16 protein-coding genes are annotated in these 16,071 nt (G+C 59.3%); 15 read left to right on the top strand and 1 reads right to left on the bottom strand.

What is annotated here, in order from left to right; all coding sequences use genetic code 11:
* Positions 1–2: 2 nt before the first annotated feature.
* A complete protein-coding gene (mce, locus tag HXX25_RS04420) occupies positions 3–416 on the top strand; it encodes a methylmalonyl-CoA epimerase (protein WP_187167301.1) in 414 nt (137 codons plus the stop codon).
* On the top strand, positions 416–781 hold the full coding sequence (locus HXX25_RS04425) for a DUF1467 family protein (protein ID WP_233346880.1): 366 nt from the start codon (positions 416–418) through the stop codon (positions 779–781). The genes mce and HXX25_RS04425 overlap by 1 nt, the downstream gene beginning before the upstream one ends.
* Here HXX25_RS04425 and HXX25_RS04430 read toward each other — a convergent pair.
* Positions 778–1,572: an enhanced serine sensitivity protein SseB C-terminal domain-containing protein gene (locus HXX25_RS04430; RefSeq protein WP_187167302.1), complete on the bottom strand. Its 795-nt coding sequence runs from the start codon at positions 1,570–1,572 to the stop codon at positions 778–780. The genes HXX25_RS04425 and HXX25_RS04430 overlap by 4 nt on opposite strands.
* A gap of 142 nt (positions 1,573–1,714) precedes the next feature.
* Here HXX25_RS04430 and proS point away from each other — a divergent pair, with 142 nt between their 5' ends.
* The 13 genes from proS (at position 1,715) to HXX25_RS04490 (ending at position 16,052) form a co-directional block, all read left to right on the top strand.
* Complete coding sequence (proS, locus tag HXX25_RS04435; RefSeq protein WP_187167303.1) at positions 1,715–3,052, top strand: proline--tRNA ligase; 1,338 nt, start codon at positions 1,715–1,717, stop codon at positions 3,050–3,052.
* Positions 3,045–4,352 carry a lipoprotein-releasing ABC transporter permease subunit gene (locus HXX25_RS04440; RefSeq protein ID WP_187167304.1) on the top strand — a complete coding sequence of 436 codons (1,308 nt, stop codon included), beginning with the start codon at positions 3,045–3,047 and terminating at the stop codon, positions 4,350–4,352. The genes proS and HXX25_RS04440 overlap by 8 nt, the downstream gene beginning before the upstream one ends.
* Positions 4,345–5,037 carry an ABC transporter ATP-binding protein gene (locus tag HXX25_RS04445; protein ID WP_187167305.1) on the top strand — a complete coding sequence of 231 codons (693 nt, stop codon included), beginning with the start codon at positions 4,345–4,347 and terminating at the stop codon, positions 5,035–5,037. Before HXX25_RS04440 ends, HXX25_RS04445 begins: the two co-directional genes overlap by 8 nt.
* Before the next feature lie 240 nt (positions 5,038–5,277).
* On the top strand, positions 5,278–6,681 hold the full coding sequence (gene dnaE, locus HXX25_RS13970) for a DNA polymerase III subunit alpha (protein WP_255466970.1): 1,404 nt from the start codon (positions 5,278–5,280) through the stop codon (positions 6,679–6,681).
* A gap of 137 nt (positions 6,682–6,818) precedes the next feature.
* A complete protein-coding gene (gene dnaE / locus HXX25_RS13975; RefSeq protein ID WP_255466971.1) occupies positions 6,819–8,738 on the top strand; it encodes a DNA polymerase III subunit alpha in 1,920 nt (639 codons plus the stop codon).
* A 179-nt stretch (positions 8,739–8,917) separates the two neighbouring features.
* Positions 8,918–9,802 carry a 30S ribosomal protein S2 gene (gene rpsB / locus HXX25_RS04455; protein ID WP_187167306.1) on the top strand — a complete coding sequence of 295 codons (885 nt, stop codon included), beginning with the start codon at positions 8,918–8,920 and terminating at the stop codon, positions 9,800–9,802.
* 40 nt (positions 9,803–9,842) lie between these two features.
* A complete protein-coding gene (gene tsf, locus HXX25_RS04460) occupies positions 9,843–10,721 on the top strand; it encodes a translation elongation factor Ts (RefSeq protein WP_187167307.1) in 879 nt (292 codons plus the stop codon).
* Between the two features lie 59 nt (positions 10,722–10,780).
* The gene (gene pyrH / locus HXX25_RS04465) at positions 10,781–11,551 is read left to right on the top strand and encodes a UMP kinase (RefSeq protein ID WP_187167308.1); all 771 of its coding nucleotides are present in this window, start codon (positions 10,781–10,783) and stop codon (positions 11,549–11,551) included.
* Between the two features lie 10 nt (positions 11,552–11,561).
* Positions 11,562–12,122: a ribosome recycling factor gene (gene frr / locus HXX25_RS04470; RefSeq protein WP_187167309.1), complete on the top strand. Its 561-nt coding sequence runs from the start codon at positions 11,562–11,564 to the stop codon at positions 12,120–12,122.
* A 24-nt stretch (positions 12,123–12,146) separates the two neighbouring features.
* Positions 12,147–12,875, top strand: a complete 729-nt coding sequence (locus tag HXX25_RS04475; RefSeq protein WP_187167310.1) for an isoprenyl transferase — start codon at positions 12,147–12,149, stop codon at positions 12,873–12,875.
* Positions 12,865–13,683, top strand: coding sequence for a CDP-archaeol synthase (locus tag HXX25_RS04480; protein WP_187167311.1), 819 nt, complete (start codon positions 12,865–12,867; stop codon positions 13,681–13,683). Before HXX25_RS04475 ends, HXX25_RS04480 begins: the two co-directional genes overlap by 11 nt.
* Positions 13,680–14,858, top strand: coding sequence for a 1-deoxy-D-xylulose-5-phosphate reductoisomerase (gene dxr, locus HXX25_RS04485; RefSeq protein ID WP_187167312.1), 1,179 nt, complete (start codon positions 13,680–13,682; stop codon positions 14,856–14,858). The genes HXX25_RS04480 and dxr overlap by 4 nt, the downstream gene beginning before the upstream one ends.
* Positions 14,859–14,876: 18 nt before the next feature.
* Positions 14,877–16,052 (top strand): RIP metalloprotease, encoded by a 1,176-nt coding sequence (locus tag HXX25_RS04490; protein ID WP_187167313.1) that lies wholly within the window; start codon positions 14,877–14,879, stop codon positions 16,050–16,052.
* Positions 16,053–16,071: the final 19 nt, after the last annotated feature.

Genomic DNA, 16,071 nt, shown 5'->3' on the forward strand with positions numbered 1-16,071 from the left:
GAATGAAAGTCGGACGTCTCAATCACATTGGAATCGCGACACCGGACATCACCGCGACGCGCGACACTTATGGCGCGCTCTACGGGTTGGACAAGGTGACGGAAATCAAGGACTTCCCGCAACTGGGTGTAAAGGTCTGTTTTGTGAATACCGGCAATACCGAACTGGAATTGCTGGAGCCATCGGGACCGGAAAGCCCGGTCAACAAATTCCTCGAGAAAAACCCGAAGGGGGGGCAGCACCATCTGTGTTTCGAGGTGGCGGACATTATCGCCGCCCGTGATGCCATGCAGGCCAGCGGCGCAACTATTCTCGGGACGGGAGAGCCCTATATCGGCGCTCACGGCGTGCCGGTTGTGTTTGTTCACCCGAAGGACACCCATGGTGTTCTGATTGAATTGATGCAGGAACCCTGATGACACCGATAAAAATCGCTCAGATCTCGGTGGTCGCGATCGCGGCCCTCGCCTGGTTGTTCCAGTTGATCCGCCCGGGCGAGGGGATGGACTTCGTCACCGGCCTGGTGGTTTATCTGATTGTCTGGTGGATCGCGCTGTTTGCGGTCCTGCCATTCGGCATTACCGGGCAAGCGGAAAGCGGGGACATCATTGAAGGCACGGATGCCGGCGCGCCTGTTGTTGCGAACTTCAAGAGCAAGGCCTGGATCACGACTGTCACGGCCGCCATCATATGGCTGATATTGTTCGTGGTTCTGGAATTCCAGCTGATCTCGCTGAACGACATACCCTTCCTTCCCGACGAGCACGCCTGGGACGCCTAGCTCTTTACGAAAAAACCTCTGAGCCGCTGTCCCCAGCTCCGTTCGTAGAACGGCGCGATGTTCACTGTCCGGAAATACTGGTCCACCAGGCTGTTGGCGTCTCCCAACACCACAATATCAACCGGCAGGTCCTCCGGCGCGGTGTCAGGTATGACCATCTGCATTTCCCGTATGAGCCGGTCCATGCCGCCGTCAGTGTCCAGCGCGATCACCAGGCTGAGCGGCTTGTCCTGCGTTTCCACCAGCATCTGAGCGTAGAAAGCGCGCTTTATCGCCCCATGCCGTGAAAAAAGCCGTGTCAGAGCGTCGATCAATTCGACGGGCTCATCCTCCGGCGGGCTGATTTGCACTGCGACGCCCTTGTCCAGCTGGTATTCGCCTGTTCCGGAGATGGGCGTGCCATCCAGAAGGTGAGTGATTTCCGCAGGCGTGAATTCCTTGGCGATATCCTGTCCGGGATTGAGGACAAGAAAATTGCCGCGCGTGGAATCGAGGAGCTCACGCGTTCCGATCGAAAGATAGGGCGTTTCACCGGAGACCGCTTCATTCAGCGCCTCCAGCGAGGTGAAGAAGGGGATGTAGGGCTGGCCGTCTTCGAATTCGAAATTGGCGAGCGATATCGTGTCGCCCTCCGATATCCGGAACTCGCCGTCGGGAAGGTCGGCACTTACATCCCCGATCACATAGATGCGCGCCTGCAGCAGCGCTGCGTAGAAATCGGGCCGGGCAACAGGATCGTCTGCCGCTTGCAGCATGGCCGTTTCAAGATCATTACGCGGAAATTCGGACATTTCTTCCCCTCTGACATGGCATGCCAGAATTTGCGCTCAAGCAACACCCGGATACCTGCGATGACGCGCAACCGCCTTGCTCCATCCGCCAAGCCCGGTTAAGCGTCAGAGTCGAAATTCAGACCGTTGCGGAACCCCACCCATGCGCCTTTCCCGTTATTTCATCCCCGTTCTGAAGGAAACCCCTTCCGACGCCCAGATTGTCTCGCACCGGCTGATGCTGCGCGCTGGCCTGATCCGTCAGGAAGCCGCCGGAATCTATGCCTGGTTGCCGTTGGGTCATCGCGTCTTGCGCAAGATCGAGCAGATTGTCCGCGAGGAGCAGGACCGGGCAGGGGCGGCCGAAATGCTGATGCCGACCCTGCAACCCGCTGATTTGTGGCGCGAGAGCGGCCGCTATGACGACTATGGCCAGGAAATGTTGCGCATTGTCGACCGCCATGAGCGCGATCTGCTTTACGGTCCGACCAATGAGGAAATGATCACCGAGATTTTCCGCGCCTATTGCCGTTCCTACAAGGACGTGCCGAAGCTGCTCTATCACATCCAGTGGAAATTCCGCGACGAGATCCGCCCGCGTTTCGGCGTGATGCGCGGCCGCGAATTCCTTATGAAGGATGCCTATTCCTTTGATCTGGACGAGGACAGCGCCCGCAACGCCTATAACCGCATGTTCGTGGCCTATCTCAATACCTTCTCCCGTCTGGGACTGAAGGCTGTACCGATGCGCGCTGACACCGGCCCCATTGGCGGTGATCTCAGCCATGAATTCATCATTCTGGCTGAGACCGGCGAGAGCGAAGTCTTCTGCCATGCGGACCTCGTGGAGATGGGCGCGCCGGGACTGGATGTGGATTTCGACGGCGATCTTCAGCCGCTGGTGGATCAACGCACGGCGCTTTATGCCGCGACCGAGGAAATGCACGACGCGGCGCGCTTCGAGGCCGAAGTGCCAGAAGGCAAACGTCTGTCGGCGCGCGGTATCGAAGTCGGTCACATCTTCAATTTCGGCACGAAGTATTCCGAGCCGATGAAGGCCGTTGTGGCGCATCCGGACGGCAAGGAACGCCCGGTTCACATGGGCAGCTATGGCGTGGGCGTATCGCGTCTGATGGGCGGCATCATTGAAGCCAGCCATGACGATGACGGTATTATCTGGCCGGAAAGCGTGGCACCGTTTGGCGTCGGCATCATCAATATGCGCGCTGACGACGACGACACCAATGCGGCTTGCGAGACAGCCTATGCCGCGCTGACCAGAGCGGGCCGGGAGCCTTTGCTGGACGATACGGCGGACCGGGCAGGGGCCAAGTTTGCACGGATGGACCTGATCGGCCTGCCTTACCAATTGGTCATTGGCCCCCGGGGGCTGAAAGAGGGCAAGATCGAAGTGAAAGTGCGTCGGACCGGAGAAAAGCACGAGTTCTCTCTGGAGGATGCCATCAACCGGCTTGCGGAAGGATCATTTACGAATGGCTGATACCCGGCTGGGTGGCGCGCGGCCCTTTGCGCCGTTCGAATTTGTCATCGCCATGCGCTATCTGCGCGCCCGGCGCAAGGAAGGCGGGATCGCCCTGATCGCGATCATTTCCTTCCTCGGCATCATGCTGGGCGTCGCCGCGCTGATCATCGTACTCTCCATCATGAACGGCTTTCGCTATGAGCTTCTAAGCCAGTTGCTGGGGGCTCAAAGTCACATCTACGTCGATGTTCGGGGTCTGACCGAGCCGGAAGTTGACGAAATCCAGCGCGATTTGACGACCATTCGCGGCATTTTGAACGTTGGGCCCCGCTATGAAGGGCAGGCGCTGTTCACGGCCAATGGTGAAACGGTTGGCGCACAGGTGATCGGCGTCCAGCCGTCCGATATTGCCAATATTCCCCGGATTTCCGCCGTACCAACTGCAGACGAAAGATACGGCCTGATTGACGGCACATTCGAAACTTTCGGCGTGGGCAATAATGGCGGTGACAATATTCTGATCGGCCGGGCGCTGGCGACACGCATGGGTGTCGTTCCCGGCGATGAGATTACCCTGTTGGCACCCAATGGATCGTCGGGTCCGTTCGGGACCGTACCGCGGCGCAAGGCCTATACTGTTGCGGGCATCTTCACCGTCGGTGTTCATCAATTCGATCAGGTCGTGACCTTCATGCCGCTGGAACAGGCGCTTTTGTTCTTTGCACAGGATGGCCCATTAACCATCGAGGCCCGCGTGGAAAACCCGGTCGAGATCAACGACACCATGGTCAGCATCCGTCAGGCCGTTGGAAATGGCGTGGCGATTTATGACTGGCGGGATCAAAGCCTGGCCTTTTATCAGGCGCTTCAGGTTGAGCGTTTTGCCATGCGCCTTATCCTGTCGGTCGTGATCCTGATTGCAGCGCTCAATATCATCACCGGGCTCATCATGCTGGTGAAGAACAAGGGCCGGGATATTGCGATCCTGCGAACAATGGGAGCCACACGTGGCTCTGTGATGCGCATTTTCCTGATTATCGGACTGATGATTGGCGCCGTCGGCGCCCTTTCCGGCGCGGCTATGGGCTTTCTGTTCGTCTTGAATATCGAGCATATCCAGAATTTCATCGAGCTGTTGACCGGCGTCGACCCGTTCAATCCGGAAGTTTACTTCCTGACGCGTTTGCCCGCGCGAATTGATCCGGGTGAAGTCGGTTTTGCCGTCCTGTTCGGACTGCTCTCGGCCTTGTTGGCCGCTTTTCCGCCCGCCTGGCGCGCCGCGCGTCTCGATCCGGTGGAGGCGCTACGTTATGAGTGAGGCCGTACTCTCCCTGCGCAATGTCGAGCGCACCTATGTATCCGGCGGCGAAGATCTGAACGTGCTGCGCGGGATCAATCTCGACCTCAAGCCGGGCGAAATTGTCGGCCTCATCGGGCCTTCAGGCTCCGGGAAATCAACCCTGCTTCATATTGCCGGCCTCCTCGAGCCGCCAGATGCGGGCGAGGTCACTCTGGCCGGTATTGATGCGGTCAACGCCAATGATGATATGCGAACCGCGCTGCGGCGGAATTTTGTCGGCTTTGTCTACCAGTTCCACCATTTGCTGCCGGAATTCGATGCGCTGGAAAATGTCACCCTGCCGCGGCTGATCCATGGCGAATTGCGCCACAAGGCCATGCCGGAAGCACAGCGTTTGTTGACCGCACTCGGTCTCGGCGAACGCCTGACTCATCGGCCGGCGGAACTATCCGGCGGCGAACAGCAGCGTGTCGCCATTGCCCGCGCCTTTGCCAATTCTCCAAAACTCATTCTGGCGGATGAACCGACCGGCAATCTGGACCCGGCCACGTCCGAAGCTGTGTTTGACAGTTTCCGCCGGGCCGCGCGTGACGAGGGGGCTGCCGCTCTGGTCGCCACCCACAATATTGCGCTTTCAGAGCGCATGGATCGCGTTCTGACGCTCGAGAACGGCAAGCTCGTTTCATTCCAGGCTCCTGTTTAATCACGGCATTTCTGCGTTAACCAAAAACTTCTTGGCAACCGGAACAAAACGTGAAAGAACATAACCAGAACGAACAACCGATACGGAGCTGGTTATGAGACGACTTCTTGCTGATGCAACTTCTGCTGCTGCCATTCTTGGCTTTGGCTGGATGATTTTGATGTGGACATCCATTCTCCTCGCCTGACCTTTTCGGGCAGGCTCTGCTAGGAGTGAGTCGGGACCGAAGGAGCGCGTGGCATGAGCGAAGTATCAGGAGATATCGGACAGGGCTTTGTCCATCTCCGCAATCGCTCGCCCTATTCGGTTCTTGAAGGCGCCATCCCGATCAAGAAAATGGTGGCGCTGGCCGGGGCGAACAACATGCCCGCCATCGGTCTCACCGATACGAATAATCTCTTTGGCGCACTCGAATTTTCAGAAGTGCTCTCCGGAGCGGGCATCCAGCCCATCACCGGCTGTACGCTCTCGATCCGCCTCGGTGAGCCTCGTCCCGGAGATGCCGCGCGGCCGGATGGCACGATTGCGCTGCTCGTGGCGAATGAGGCCGGGTATCGCAACCTCCTGAAGCTGACGAGCGCCGCCTTCCTTGAAGTTGGCCCCACCGAACCGGCGCACATCACCGCAGAAAAACTGTTTGCGCATACAGAGGGCCTGATCGCGCTGACCGGCGGGCCAGACAGCGTGCTCAATCGGCTGGTCGTGGACGATCACAAGGATGAGGCCGGCAATTGGCTATCGCGATTGCAGACGGCTTATGGCGACCGCCTTTATATCGAATTGCAACGTCATGGCCGCCGCGAAGAGTTGATCGCGGAAAACTGGCTGGTGGAGCAGGCCTATGACCGTGATTTGCCACTAGTCGCGACCAATGAATGCTTCTTCCCGGACCGGGACATGCATTCCGCCCATGATGCGTTGCTCTGTATTGCTGAAAGCCAGTATCTAACGGTCGAGGATCGCCGCCGGGTGACGCCGGATCACTTCTTTGCCTCCGGCGAGGAAATGCGGGCCCGTTTCACCGATCTGCCCGAAGCCATAGCCAATACGATCGAGATTGCGCGGCGTTGTTCCTACCGGCCGCGTACCCATGAACCCATTCTGCCGAGCTTCCCGACGGAAGTTGGCCGCGATGAACTGGAAGAACTGCGCGCGCAGGCGGAAGTGGGTCTGAAGGCTCGCCTGGAGGTCGTTGATCCCGCCGCGCCGGTCGAGGACTATGAGGCGCGTCTGAAATTCGAGCTCGAAGTTATCGGTTCGATGGGCTTTCCCGGATATTTCCTGATCGTGTCCGACTTCATCAAATGGGCCAAGAACCATGATATTCCGGTCGGGCCGGGCCGGGGGTCGGGGGCGGGTTCGCTCGTGGCCTGGGCGCTGACCATCACCGATCTCGATCCCTTGCGGTTTGGTCTGCTGTTCGAGCGGTTTCTGAACCCCGAACGCGTCTCCATGCCCGACTTCGACGTGGACTTCTGTCAGGAACGCCGCGGCGAGGTGATCCGCTATGTGCAGGAACATTATGGCGCCGATCACGTTGCCCAGATCATCACTTTCGGAACGCTTCAGGCGCGCGCTGTCGTGCGCGATGTCGGGCGGGTCCTGCAGATGCCCTATGGGCAGGTGGACGCCTGCCAAGACTGATCCCCGTCGATCCCGTCAACCCGGTCACGCATGGCCGAAAGGCCATGGCGAGATCGAACCGCGACTTCGCGCGTTTGGCGCGAAGAGCCGGGCGTGGTGGATCGGCTGCTGGAATTGCGGCATGAAGGTCGAAGGGATTGCTGCGCAACGCCTCGACCCATGCCGCCGGGGTGGTGATCGGCGACCGGCCATTGGATGAGCTGGTGCCGCTCTATCAGGACCCGCGCTCCGACATGCCTGCCACGCAGTTCAACATGAAATGGGTGGAGCCAGCCGGTCTCGTCAAATTCGACTTTCTGGGGCTTAAAACCCTGACCGTGATCGCGCGCGCCCTCGGCTATATCGAAAAGGCCGGCGGCAAGATTCCCGATCTTGAAAATGCCTCCTTCGATGATCCGAAGGTCTATGAGCTCTTGTCGACAGGTGCGGGTATCGGCGTGTTCCAGATGGAATCCTCCGGCATGCGCGACACGCTCGCCAAGATGAAGCCGGACAAGATCGAGGATCTGATCGCCCTGATCTCGCTCTATCGTCCGGGGCCGATGAAGAATATCGATGTCTATGTCGACCGGAAATTCGGGCGGGCGGAAGTCGATTATCTCCACCCGGATTTGAAAACCGTTCTGGATGAGACCTATGGCGTCATCATCTATCAGGAACAGGTGATGCAGATTGCCCAGATCCTGTCGGGCTATTCACTCGGTGAAGCCGACCTATTGCGCCGGGCCATGGGCAAGAAGCAAAAGGACGAAATGGCGCGCCAGAAGGTGCGTTTCCTGGAGGGGGCCGAAGCCAAGGGCGTTTCGCGCGGCAAGGCGGAATACATCTTTGAACTGGTCAATGAATTTGCGGGTTATGGTTTCAACAAATCCCACGCCGCCGCATATGCGGCCATCGCCTACCGGACCGGCTATCTGAAGGCCAATCATCCGGTTGAATTCCTCGCAGCGCTGATGAGTCTGGATCGCAGCAATGTCGAGAAATTGGCCGTCTTCTTCCAGGAAGCGCGCCGGATGGATACACCCATTCGCCCGCCGGACATCAATCTGTCCGAGGCCGATTTTTCGGTAAAGGATGGCGCGGTCGTCTATGCCCTCGGCGCGGTGCGCAATGTCAGCCTGTCGGCGATGGAAGCTCTGGCCGAAGAGCGCAAGGCCAATGGCCCGTTCAGGGACCTGTTTGATTTTGCCGAACGCGTGGATCCCAAGCTCCTAAACAAGCGGACGCTGGAAAATCTGGCCCGTGCCGGGGCCTTCGACAGTATCGAGCCGGATCGTGCCCGCGCCTTTGCCGCTGCAGAAACCCTGTGCGCCATGGCCAACAAGGCACAGGAAGAACGCGACACCGCTCAGGTCAGCCTGTTTGGCGGAGCCGATCCGGATGCCGGTGGTCTGGCGCGCCCGAAATTGCCAGACGTTCCGCCCTGGACGGCGACACAGCGTCTGGACGAGGAATTGACGGCGATCGGCTATTATCTGTCCGGTCACCCGCTGGATGATCAGGCCGACATGCTGGCCCGTCGCGGCGTGGTTTTTGTGGCCGATGCGCCCGATCGCGTCGCCGACGGGGCGTCCGCGATTCGCATGGCCGGCGTGGTCCGCCGGCGTCAGGAGCGGGTTTCGCAGCGCACCGGCAAACGCTTTGCTTGGCTGACGCTCTCCGACCCGTCCGGCGAATTCGAGGTTCTGGTCAATCCGGACATGTTGCAATCATCCCGTGACGCGCTGGAAGTGGGCGCATCCGTCATGATAAGCGCCAGCATAGACGACAAGGAAGAGCAACTTCGCTTTTTTGCCGATAATATCGAGGCGCTCGAAGACGCGCCTGCCGCTGCAGGCTTGAAGGTCCGCCTCAATGTGGACGCGCTGGAAAGCGTGAAAGCCCGCCTTGATCGCGCGGCGGACAGCGCCAAGGGTGAGGGGGTGATTCACCTCATTCTCTCGGTTTCCGATGGCAGCGAGGCCGAATTGCGCCTGCCGGGCCGGCTGCCAACGACGCCACCGGTTCAGGCGGCGCTGCGCGGGGTCAAGGGCGTGGAAAGCGTCGAGCTGATCTAGCGTGCTTGATCTGCCCTGCCGGGCTTGCGCCATGCGCTTTTCCCGCCTATATGCGCGCCTGATCACGCACACGGGACTTCGGCTGAACCGAGTTGGGGACGTCGCTCCGGTGTTGCGATTGGCAAGGTGCTGATCGTGACTCCGTTCCGTGGAGGCCAACCGGAAAAGGAAAATGATCAATGGCACTGCCTGAATTCTCCATGCGTCAATTGCTTGAAGCTGGCGCACACTTTGGACACCAGACCCACCGCTGGAACCCCAAGATGAAGTCTTTCATCTTCGGCGAACGCGCAAACATCCACATCATCGATCTCTCGCAGACCGTTCCGCTGCTGCACCAGGCACTGGTTCAGGTTCGCGATGTTGCCGCCAAGGGTGGCCGGATCCTGTTTGTCGGCACCAAGCGTCAGGCGTCTGAAATCATTGCCCAGAACGCTCAGCGTTGCGCGCAATACTACATGAATAACCGCTGGCTCGGCGGCACGCTGACCAATTGGGCGACGATCTCCAATTCAATCGCCCGCCTGCGTGAGCTGGAAGGCCTTTTTGATGATGAGCAGGCATCGGCCGGCTTCACCAAGAAGGAGCTTCTGAATCTGACGCGTGAGCGCGACAAGCTGGAATTGTCACTCGGCGGCATCAAGGAAATGGGCGGTACGCCGGACCTGATGTTTGTGGTCGATACCAACAAGGAAGCGATTGCCATTCTGGAAGCCAAGAAACTCGGCATTCCGGTCATCGGCATCGTCGACACCAATTGCGACCCGGACCCGATCGATTTCCCGATCCCGGCCAATGATGACGCAGCCCGTGCGATCACGCTCTATTGCGAGCTGATTGCCGATGCGGCGCTCGATGGCATGACGCAAGGGCAGTCCAATCTGGGCGTGGATCTCGGCGCAGCGGAAAATCCGATTGTCGAACCGGTTCTAACGGAAACGGCGGAAGAGGCACCGGCGGAAGCTGCGGCTCCGGAAGCTGAAGCAGCTCCGGCGGCCGAAACTGTCGCGGAAACGTCAGACGAATCCGCTACCGAAGCAAAAGAAGAAAAGACCGAAGGCTGATCCCGGCCTTCACGTCGAACGAAAATCAGGAGCATTACCGATGGCTATTACAGCAGCCCTCGTCAAGGAACTGCGCGACATGACGGGCGCAGGCATGATGGATGCCAAGAAGGCATTGACGGAAAATGACGGCGATATGGACGCCGCAGTCGACTGGCTGCGCACCAAAGGCCTGTCGAAAGCCGCCAAGAAAGCCGATCGCGTCGCCGCCGAAGGTCTGGTCAGCATTGCCGTTGATGGTGGCAAAGGCGTCGCCGTTGAAGTCAATTCGGAAACCGACTTCGTTGCCAAGAACGCTGATTTCCAGGCCATGGTGAAAGACATCACCTCTGCGGCCATGGATGCTGCCGACGTCGATGCGCTGAAGGCAGCATCGGTCAATGGCAAGCCGGTTGCGGACATGATCACCGACCGCGTCGCCAAGATCGGCGAGAACATGTCGGTACGCCGTATGGCCAGGATCGAAGGCGAAAGCGTTGCAGCTTATGTGCACAATGCTGCTGCCGATGGCATGGGCAAGATTGGTGTTCTGGTCGCTCTGAAAGGCTCGAATGACGAATTTGGCCGTCAGGTCGCCATGCACATTGCCGCCATCAATCCGGCATCGCTGTCGGAAGCCGATCTGGATCAGGCACTTGTCGAGAAGGAACGCAATGTTCTGACCGAACAGGCCCGTGAAAGCGGCAAGCCGGAAAATGTCATCGAGAAGATGATTGACGGCCGGATGAAGAAATACTTCTCCGAAGTGACGCTTCTGAACCAGTCCTTCGTCATCAATCCTGACCTGACGGTCGGGGCGGCGGCAAAAGAGGCCGGTGTCGAAATCCTCGGCTTCATCCGCATGGAAGTCGGCGAGGGCGTCGAGAAGAAGACCGAAGACTTCGCCGCAGAAGTCGCTGCTACTGCCAAGGGCGGCTAGCATGAACAAACAGCGCCGGAGCCTTACCGCTCCGGCGCTTTTCTTTTAGGCTGCGCGACATGACTGATTCTGCCGGAGATGCCGCCCCACAGGGTACCCAGACGCTCTACAAACGGGTGCTGCTCAAGATTTCCGGCGAAGCCCTGATGGGCGACCAGCAATACGGCATAGATCTCAACGTGGCTGAACGCGTCGCCCGCGAAGTTTCCGACGCGGTCAATAGCGGTGTGGAAGTCTGCCTGGTGATTGGCGGCGGAAACATCTTCCGCGGACTATCCGTTGCCGCAAAAGGCATGGACCGCGCGGCCGCAGACTATATGGGCATGCTCGCGACCGTGATGAATGCGCTGGCAATGCAGAATTCTCTGGAACGTGTCGGTGTGCCGACCCGGGTCCAGTCCGCCATTCCCATGACCTCGATTGCCGAGCCCTATATCCGGCGGCGGGCCATCCGGCATATGGAAAAGGGCCGCGTTGTGATTTTTGCCGCCGGCACGGGAAATCCGTTTTTCACAACCGACACCGCCGCAGCCTTACGCGCCGCCGAAATGGGCTGCGAGGCCCTGTTCAAGGGCACGCAGGTCGATGGTGTCTATTCCGATGATCCACGCAAGAATCCGGACGCCAAAAGGTATGACAGCCTCGATTATCTCGAAGTGCTGTCGCGCGACCTGAAAGTCATGGACGCCGCAGCGGTGACATTGATGCGCGAGAATGCCGTGCCTATCGTTGTATTCAACATTCACAAGCCGGGCGAGTTTGCACGGGTGCTGAGAGGTGAGGGCACCTGCACCACGATTGGCGAGCCGCGCACGGCCCGATCACAATAAGGGTAATTCAATGAGCTCGAGAATTGATCTGAAAGACCTGCGCCGGCGGATGGATGGGGCGATTGACGCCTTGCACAAGGAATTCGGCAGCCTTCGCACCGGGCGCGCCTCTGCCAGCCTTCTGGACGCCGTTAAGGTCGAGGCCTATGGCTCACCCACGCCGATCAATCAGGTCGCGACCGTTTCGGTGCCGGAACCGCGCATGATCTCCGTACAGGTCTGGGACAAGTCCATGGTGGCGGCTGTCGACAAGGCGATCCGCAATGCCCCGCTTGGCGTCAATCCAGTCGTTGAAGGCACTTTGCTGCGTATCCCGATCCCGCCGCTCAACGAGGAACGCCGCGCCGAACTGGCCAAGGCCGCCAGCAATTATGCCGAGCATGCCCGTGTTGCCATCCGCAATATCCGCCGGGACGGGATGGATACACTGAAGAAAATGGAAAAAGACAACGAGATCAGCGAGGACGAGCTGAAAGGCCAGTCCGACGAGGTCCAGAAACTGACCGATGATTTTGTCGGCAAGGTGGACTCAGAGCTGAAATCCAAGCAGGACGAGATCATGCAGGTTTAGGCCTGTCCGTCTTGGGAGGTGTCCATGAGCAGTAGCGAGGAGAGGTGCCGGGACGTCCGGCATGTCGCTATCATCATGGACGGCAACGGGCGTTGGGCGCAGCAGCGTAACCGTCCGCGGGCCTTTGGACACAACAAGGGTGTGGACGCGGTCCGCGAAGCGGTTCGCGCGGCCGGGAATCTTGGCATCAAATATCTGACATTGTTCGGCTTCTCGACCGAGAACTGGCGCCGTCCAAGCGACGAAGTCGACGCCCTGTTCGAATTGATGAAGCGCTTCGTCGATGCCGACCTTGAGAAACTTCACAAGGAAGGCGTGAATATCCGGATCGCCGGCCGCCGCGAAGGGCTTTCCGGCGACCTTCTGGCAATCATCGACCGGGCCGAGGCGCAAACCGCCGGAAACGACAAATGCTTCTTGACGATTGCCTTCAATTACGGAGGCCGTGATGAAATCGTCCGGGCCGCCCGGCGTCTGGCGCGCGACGTGAAGAGCGGTGCGATCGACCCTGACGCAGTGGATGAGAATGCGTTTGCGGCCTATCTCGACACGGCAGGCATGCCGGACCCGGACCTGCTGATCCGCACAAGCGGCGAACATCGCACCAGTAATTTTCTGATCTGGCAGGCGGCTTACGCTGAACTGGTATTTCTGGATGTGCTGTGGCCCGATTTTTCAGCCGAACATTTCAAGGCCGCTCTGGATGAATATGCCTCGCGTGAGAGGCGGTTCGGAGGCGTGAATGCCGCCTGACATCAAAGCGGTTCGCCAGCGCGATCCGGCGCTCGTCACACGTATTGTCTCAGCTCTGATCCTTATTCCGGTGTCACTATTCCTGTTGTGGAATGGCGGCCTGGCCTTCACGGCCTATTGTGCCGCTTTTGCTGCGGCCATGGCGTGGGAATGGATGCGGATGGCGGACCGCGATGCTCCCACGCGCAGCTATGCCATTGCCTCGGCGGCGGCATCAGGTGCGGTCCTGTTTGCGGCTGACGGTGAGTTTTTCTGGATGCTGGCCTGGCCACTGGCCGGTGCGATCGGCATAAGTTTCACGGGCGATATGCCATTGTCGCGGCGATGGCGCGGGGCATTTGGTGTGCTCTATGTCGCGTTGGCTGTTTCGGCGCTGGCATCAATCCGGTCTTTGAACGGTTTCGATGCTGCAGCCTTCATCCTGTTAGTGGTCTGGGCGGCCGATAGTGCCGCCTATTTCGCCGGCACGTGGTTTCGCGGTCCCAAGCTGTGGCCACGCGCCAGCCCGAACAAGACCTGGGCCGGCTTCATCGCAGGCATTGCGGGTGGGACGGCGGCCGCATGGGGATTTGCTGCATGGCAGAGCGAGCCTCTGACCGATACGCTGATCGCCGGTGTGCTGTTGTCGTTCGCCGCGGTCGCAGGTGATCTGGCCATGTCCCTGTTCAAGCGCCTATTCGGTGTGAAGGACACCGGGGAAATCATCCCGGGGCATGGCGGTGTTCTCGATCGGGTCGATGCCCTGATGGCGGCCTGTCTCGCCGCCCTTGCCATCGCCTCGATAAATATGCTGGAAGGCCCGTTATGAGCCGCCGGATTTCCATACTGGGCGCCACGGGCTCGGTGGGGACAGCGACGCTGGATCTCGTCTCGCGGGCTGAGACCGGCAGTTTTGAACTTGTCGCATTGACCGCACATTCCAACGTCGCGGCGCTGGCCGGCCTCGCGCGTCGCTATCGGCCGGAAATCGCGGTGATTGGGGATGGCGCATTCGCGGACGAGCTGAAAGAGGCTCTGGCGGGTACGGGTATTGAAACTGCTGCAGGGCCCGAGGCACTCATCGACGCTGCGGCCCGGCCGGTTGACTACACCATGGCCGCCATTGTCGGTTCGGCGGGTCTGCGCCCGGCCGCGGCAGCGCTCCAGAACGGATCGATCCTCGCTCTGGCGAACAAGGAATGCCTCGTCTGCGCGGGGGATTATTTCATGGACCTGGCCCAACAGCGGGGTGCCCGCATCCTGCCGGTCGACAGCGAGCATAATGCCATTTTTCAGGCGATATATCCGGGGCATGACAAACATATCCGCCGCATCATTCTGACTGCGTCCGGCGGACCGTTTCGCGATTGGCCCGTAGAGAAAATGAAAGGCGTCTCGCGCGCTGACGCTCTGGCCCATCCGGTCTGGAGCATGGGCGACAAGATATCCATCGATTCCGCGACCCTGATGAACAAGGGACTGGAAGTCATCGAGGCTTGCCGTCTGTTCGGCCTGCCATCAGAACAGGTCGACATCGTGGTTCACCGGCAATCGGTTATCCACGGGCTGGTCGAATACATAGACGGCAGTGTGCTGGCGCAATTGGGCAGTCCGGATATGCGGATTCCCATTGCCTCCACGCTGGCATGGCCCGAACGCATGGAGACACCAGCACAGCCGCTCGACCTTGCCGCGCTCTCCCGGCTTGATTTTGAAGCGCCCGACGAAACCCGTTTTCCGGCGCTCCGGATTGCGCGGGATGCACTTTTGGCAGGAGAGGGGGCGACGGCTGGTCTGAATGCCGCGAATGAAGTCGCCGTCGGCGCGTTTCTGGCCGATCAGATCGGTTTTCTTGACATCCCCGGCCTTGTTGCGGACTGTCTGGAGGCCATGGACAGGAACGCAATGCTTCCCAAACGGTTTTCTGGCATAGAAGATGCTTTGGAGGTGGACCGTCTGGCGCGGGACATCGTTGCCCGCCGCATGAGCGGCATTCCTGCCTGATTTTTCAAGAGGCTTCTTTTGTTCGATTTTCTGACGTCCGGACTGCTCACCATTTTCGCGTTTGTCACGGTGATTTCGATCGTCGTGGTGATTCACGAACTCGGTCACTATTATGCGGGTCGCTGGTGCGGCGTGCATGCTGAAGTCTTTTCGTTCGGCTTTGGGCCCACACTCTTGGCTGTCAAAGACCGGCGCGGCACTATCTGGCGGATCGCGGCACTGCCGCTGGGCGGCTATGTCCGCTTCATGGGTGATGCCGGTGCCGCCAGCGAGCCGGACAATGCTAAGCTCGCCGAGATGCGTGCCAGGATGGGGCCGGATGCCGATCGCTGCTTTCATTTCAAACCGATCTGGCAGCGCGCCTTTATCGTTGTCGCAGGCCCATTGGCGAATTTCATTCTGGCGATCGCCATTTTCAGCGTGATCGCGGCATCCTTCGGCGAACGGGGTTATCTGCCGATTGTCGGAAATATTGCGGAAGACTCGCCGGCAGAGGAAGCCGGCTTTGAGACGGGTGATCTCGTTCTCGCCATTGCCGGGCAGGACATTGAACGGTTTTCAGACATCCGCATGGCGCTGATGTGGCGTCCGGGCGAAGCCGTGAACTTCGATATTGAGCGAGGCGGCCGGCAGATGCAGCTCACTGCGGCCCCGGAATTGCGCCGGCTGCCAGATGGTTTCGGCGGGTATCGCGAAGTTGCCGTTGTCGGATTCACCTCATCCGGTGAAATTTATCAGCGCGCCTATAATCCGGTTGAGGCCGTCGGGGTCGGCATCAACCGTGTGGCGGGTGTTGTTTCGACAACCGGCCAGTATGTCTGGCGTATTATTACAGGTCGCGCATCGGCCAATATGCTCAACGGACCTTTGGGAATCGTTACCGTTTCCGGGCAGATCGCGAATGGGACCGTCGACAATGCGGAGACAGCCGGGGCCGCAGCGGGTGGACTTGCATTAAATCTTATTCAGCTTGCGGGTTTTTTCAGTATTGGACTGGGTTTAGTCAACCTGCTGCCGATTCCCATACTCGACGGCGGGCATCTTGTGTATTACGCCTACGAGGCGGTTGCCGGACGTCCGCTCAGTGAAAAGGCTCAAGCTATCGGCTTCAGGGTCGGGCTTTTCCTTGTGCTGGGAATGATGTTAGTGGCAACCTGGAATGATTTGGTTTATCTGGGCGGATTAGGTTCCTGATCCGCAAACAAGAACGGCG

It is taken from the genome of Hyphobacterium sp. CCMP332 (genome assembly GCF_014323565.1).
Taxonomy (GTDB): Bacteria; Pseudomonadota; Alphaproteobacteria; order Caulobacterales; family Maricaulaceae; genus Hyphobacterium.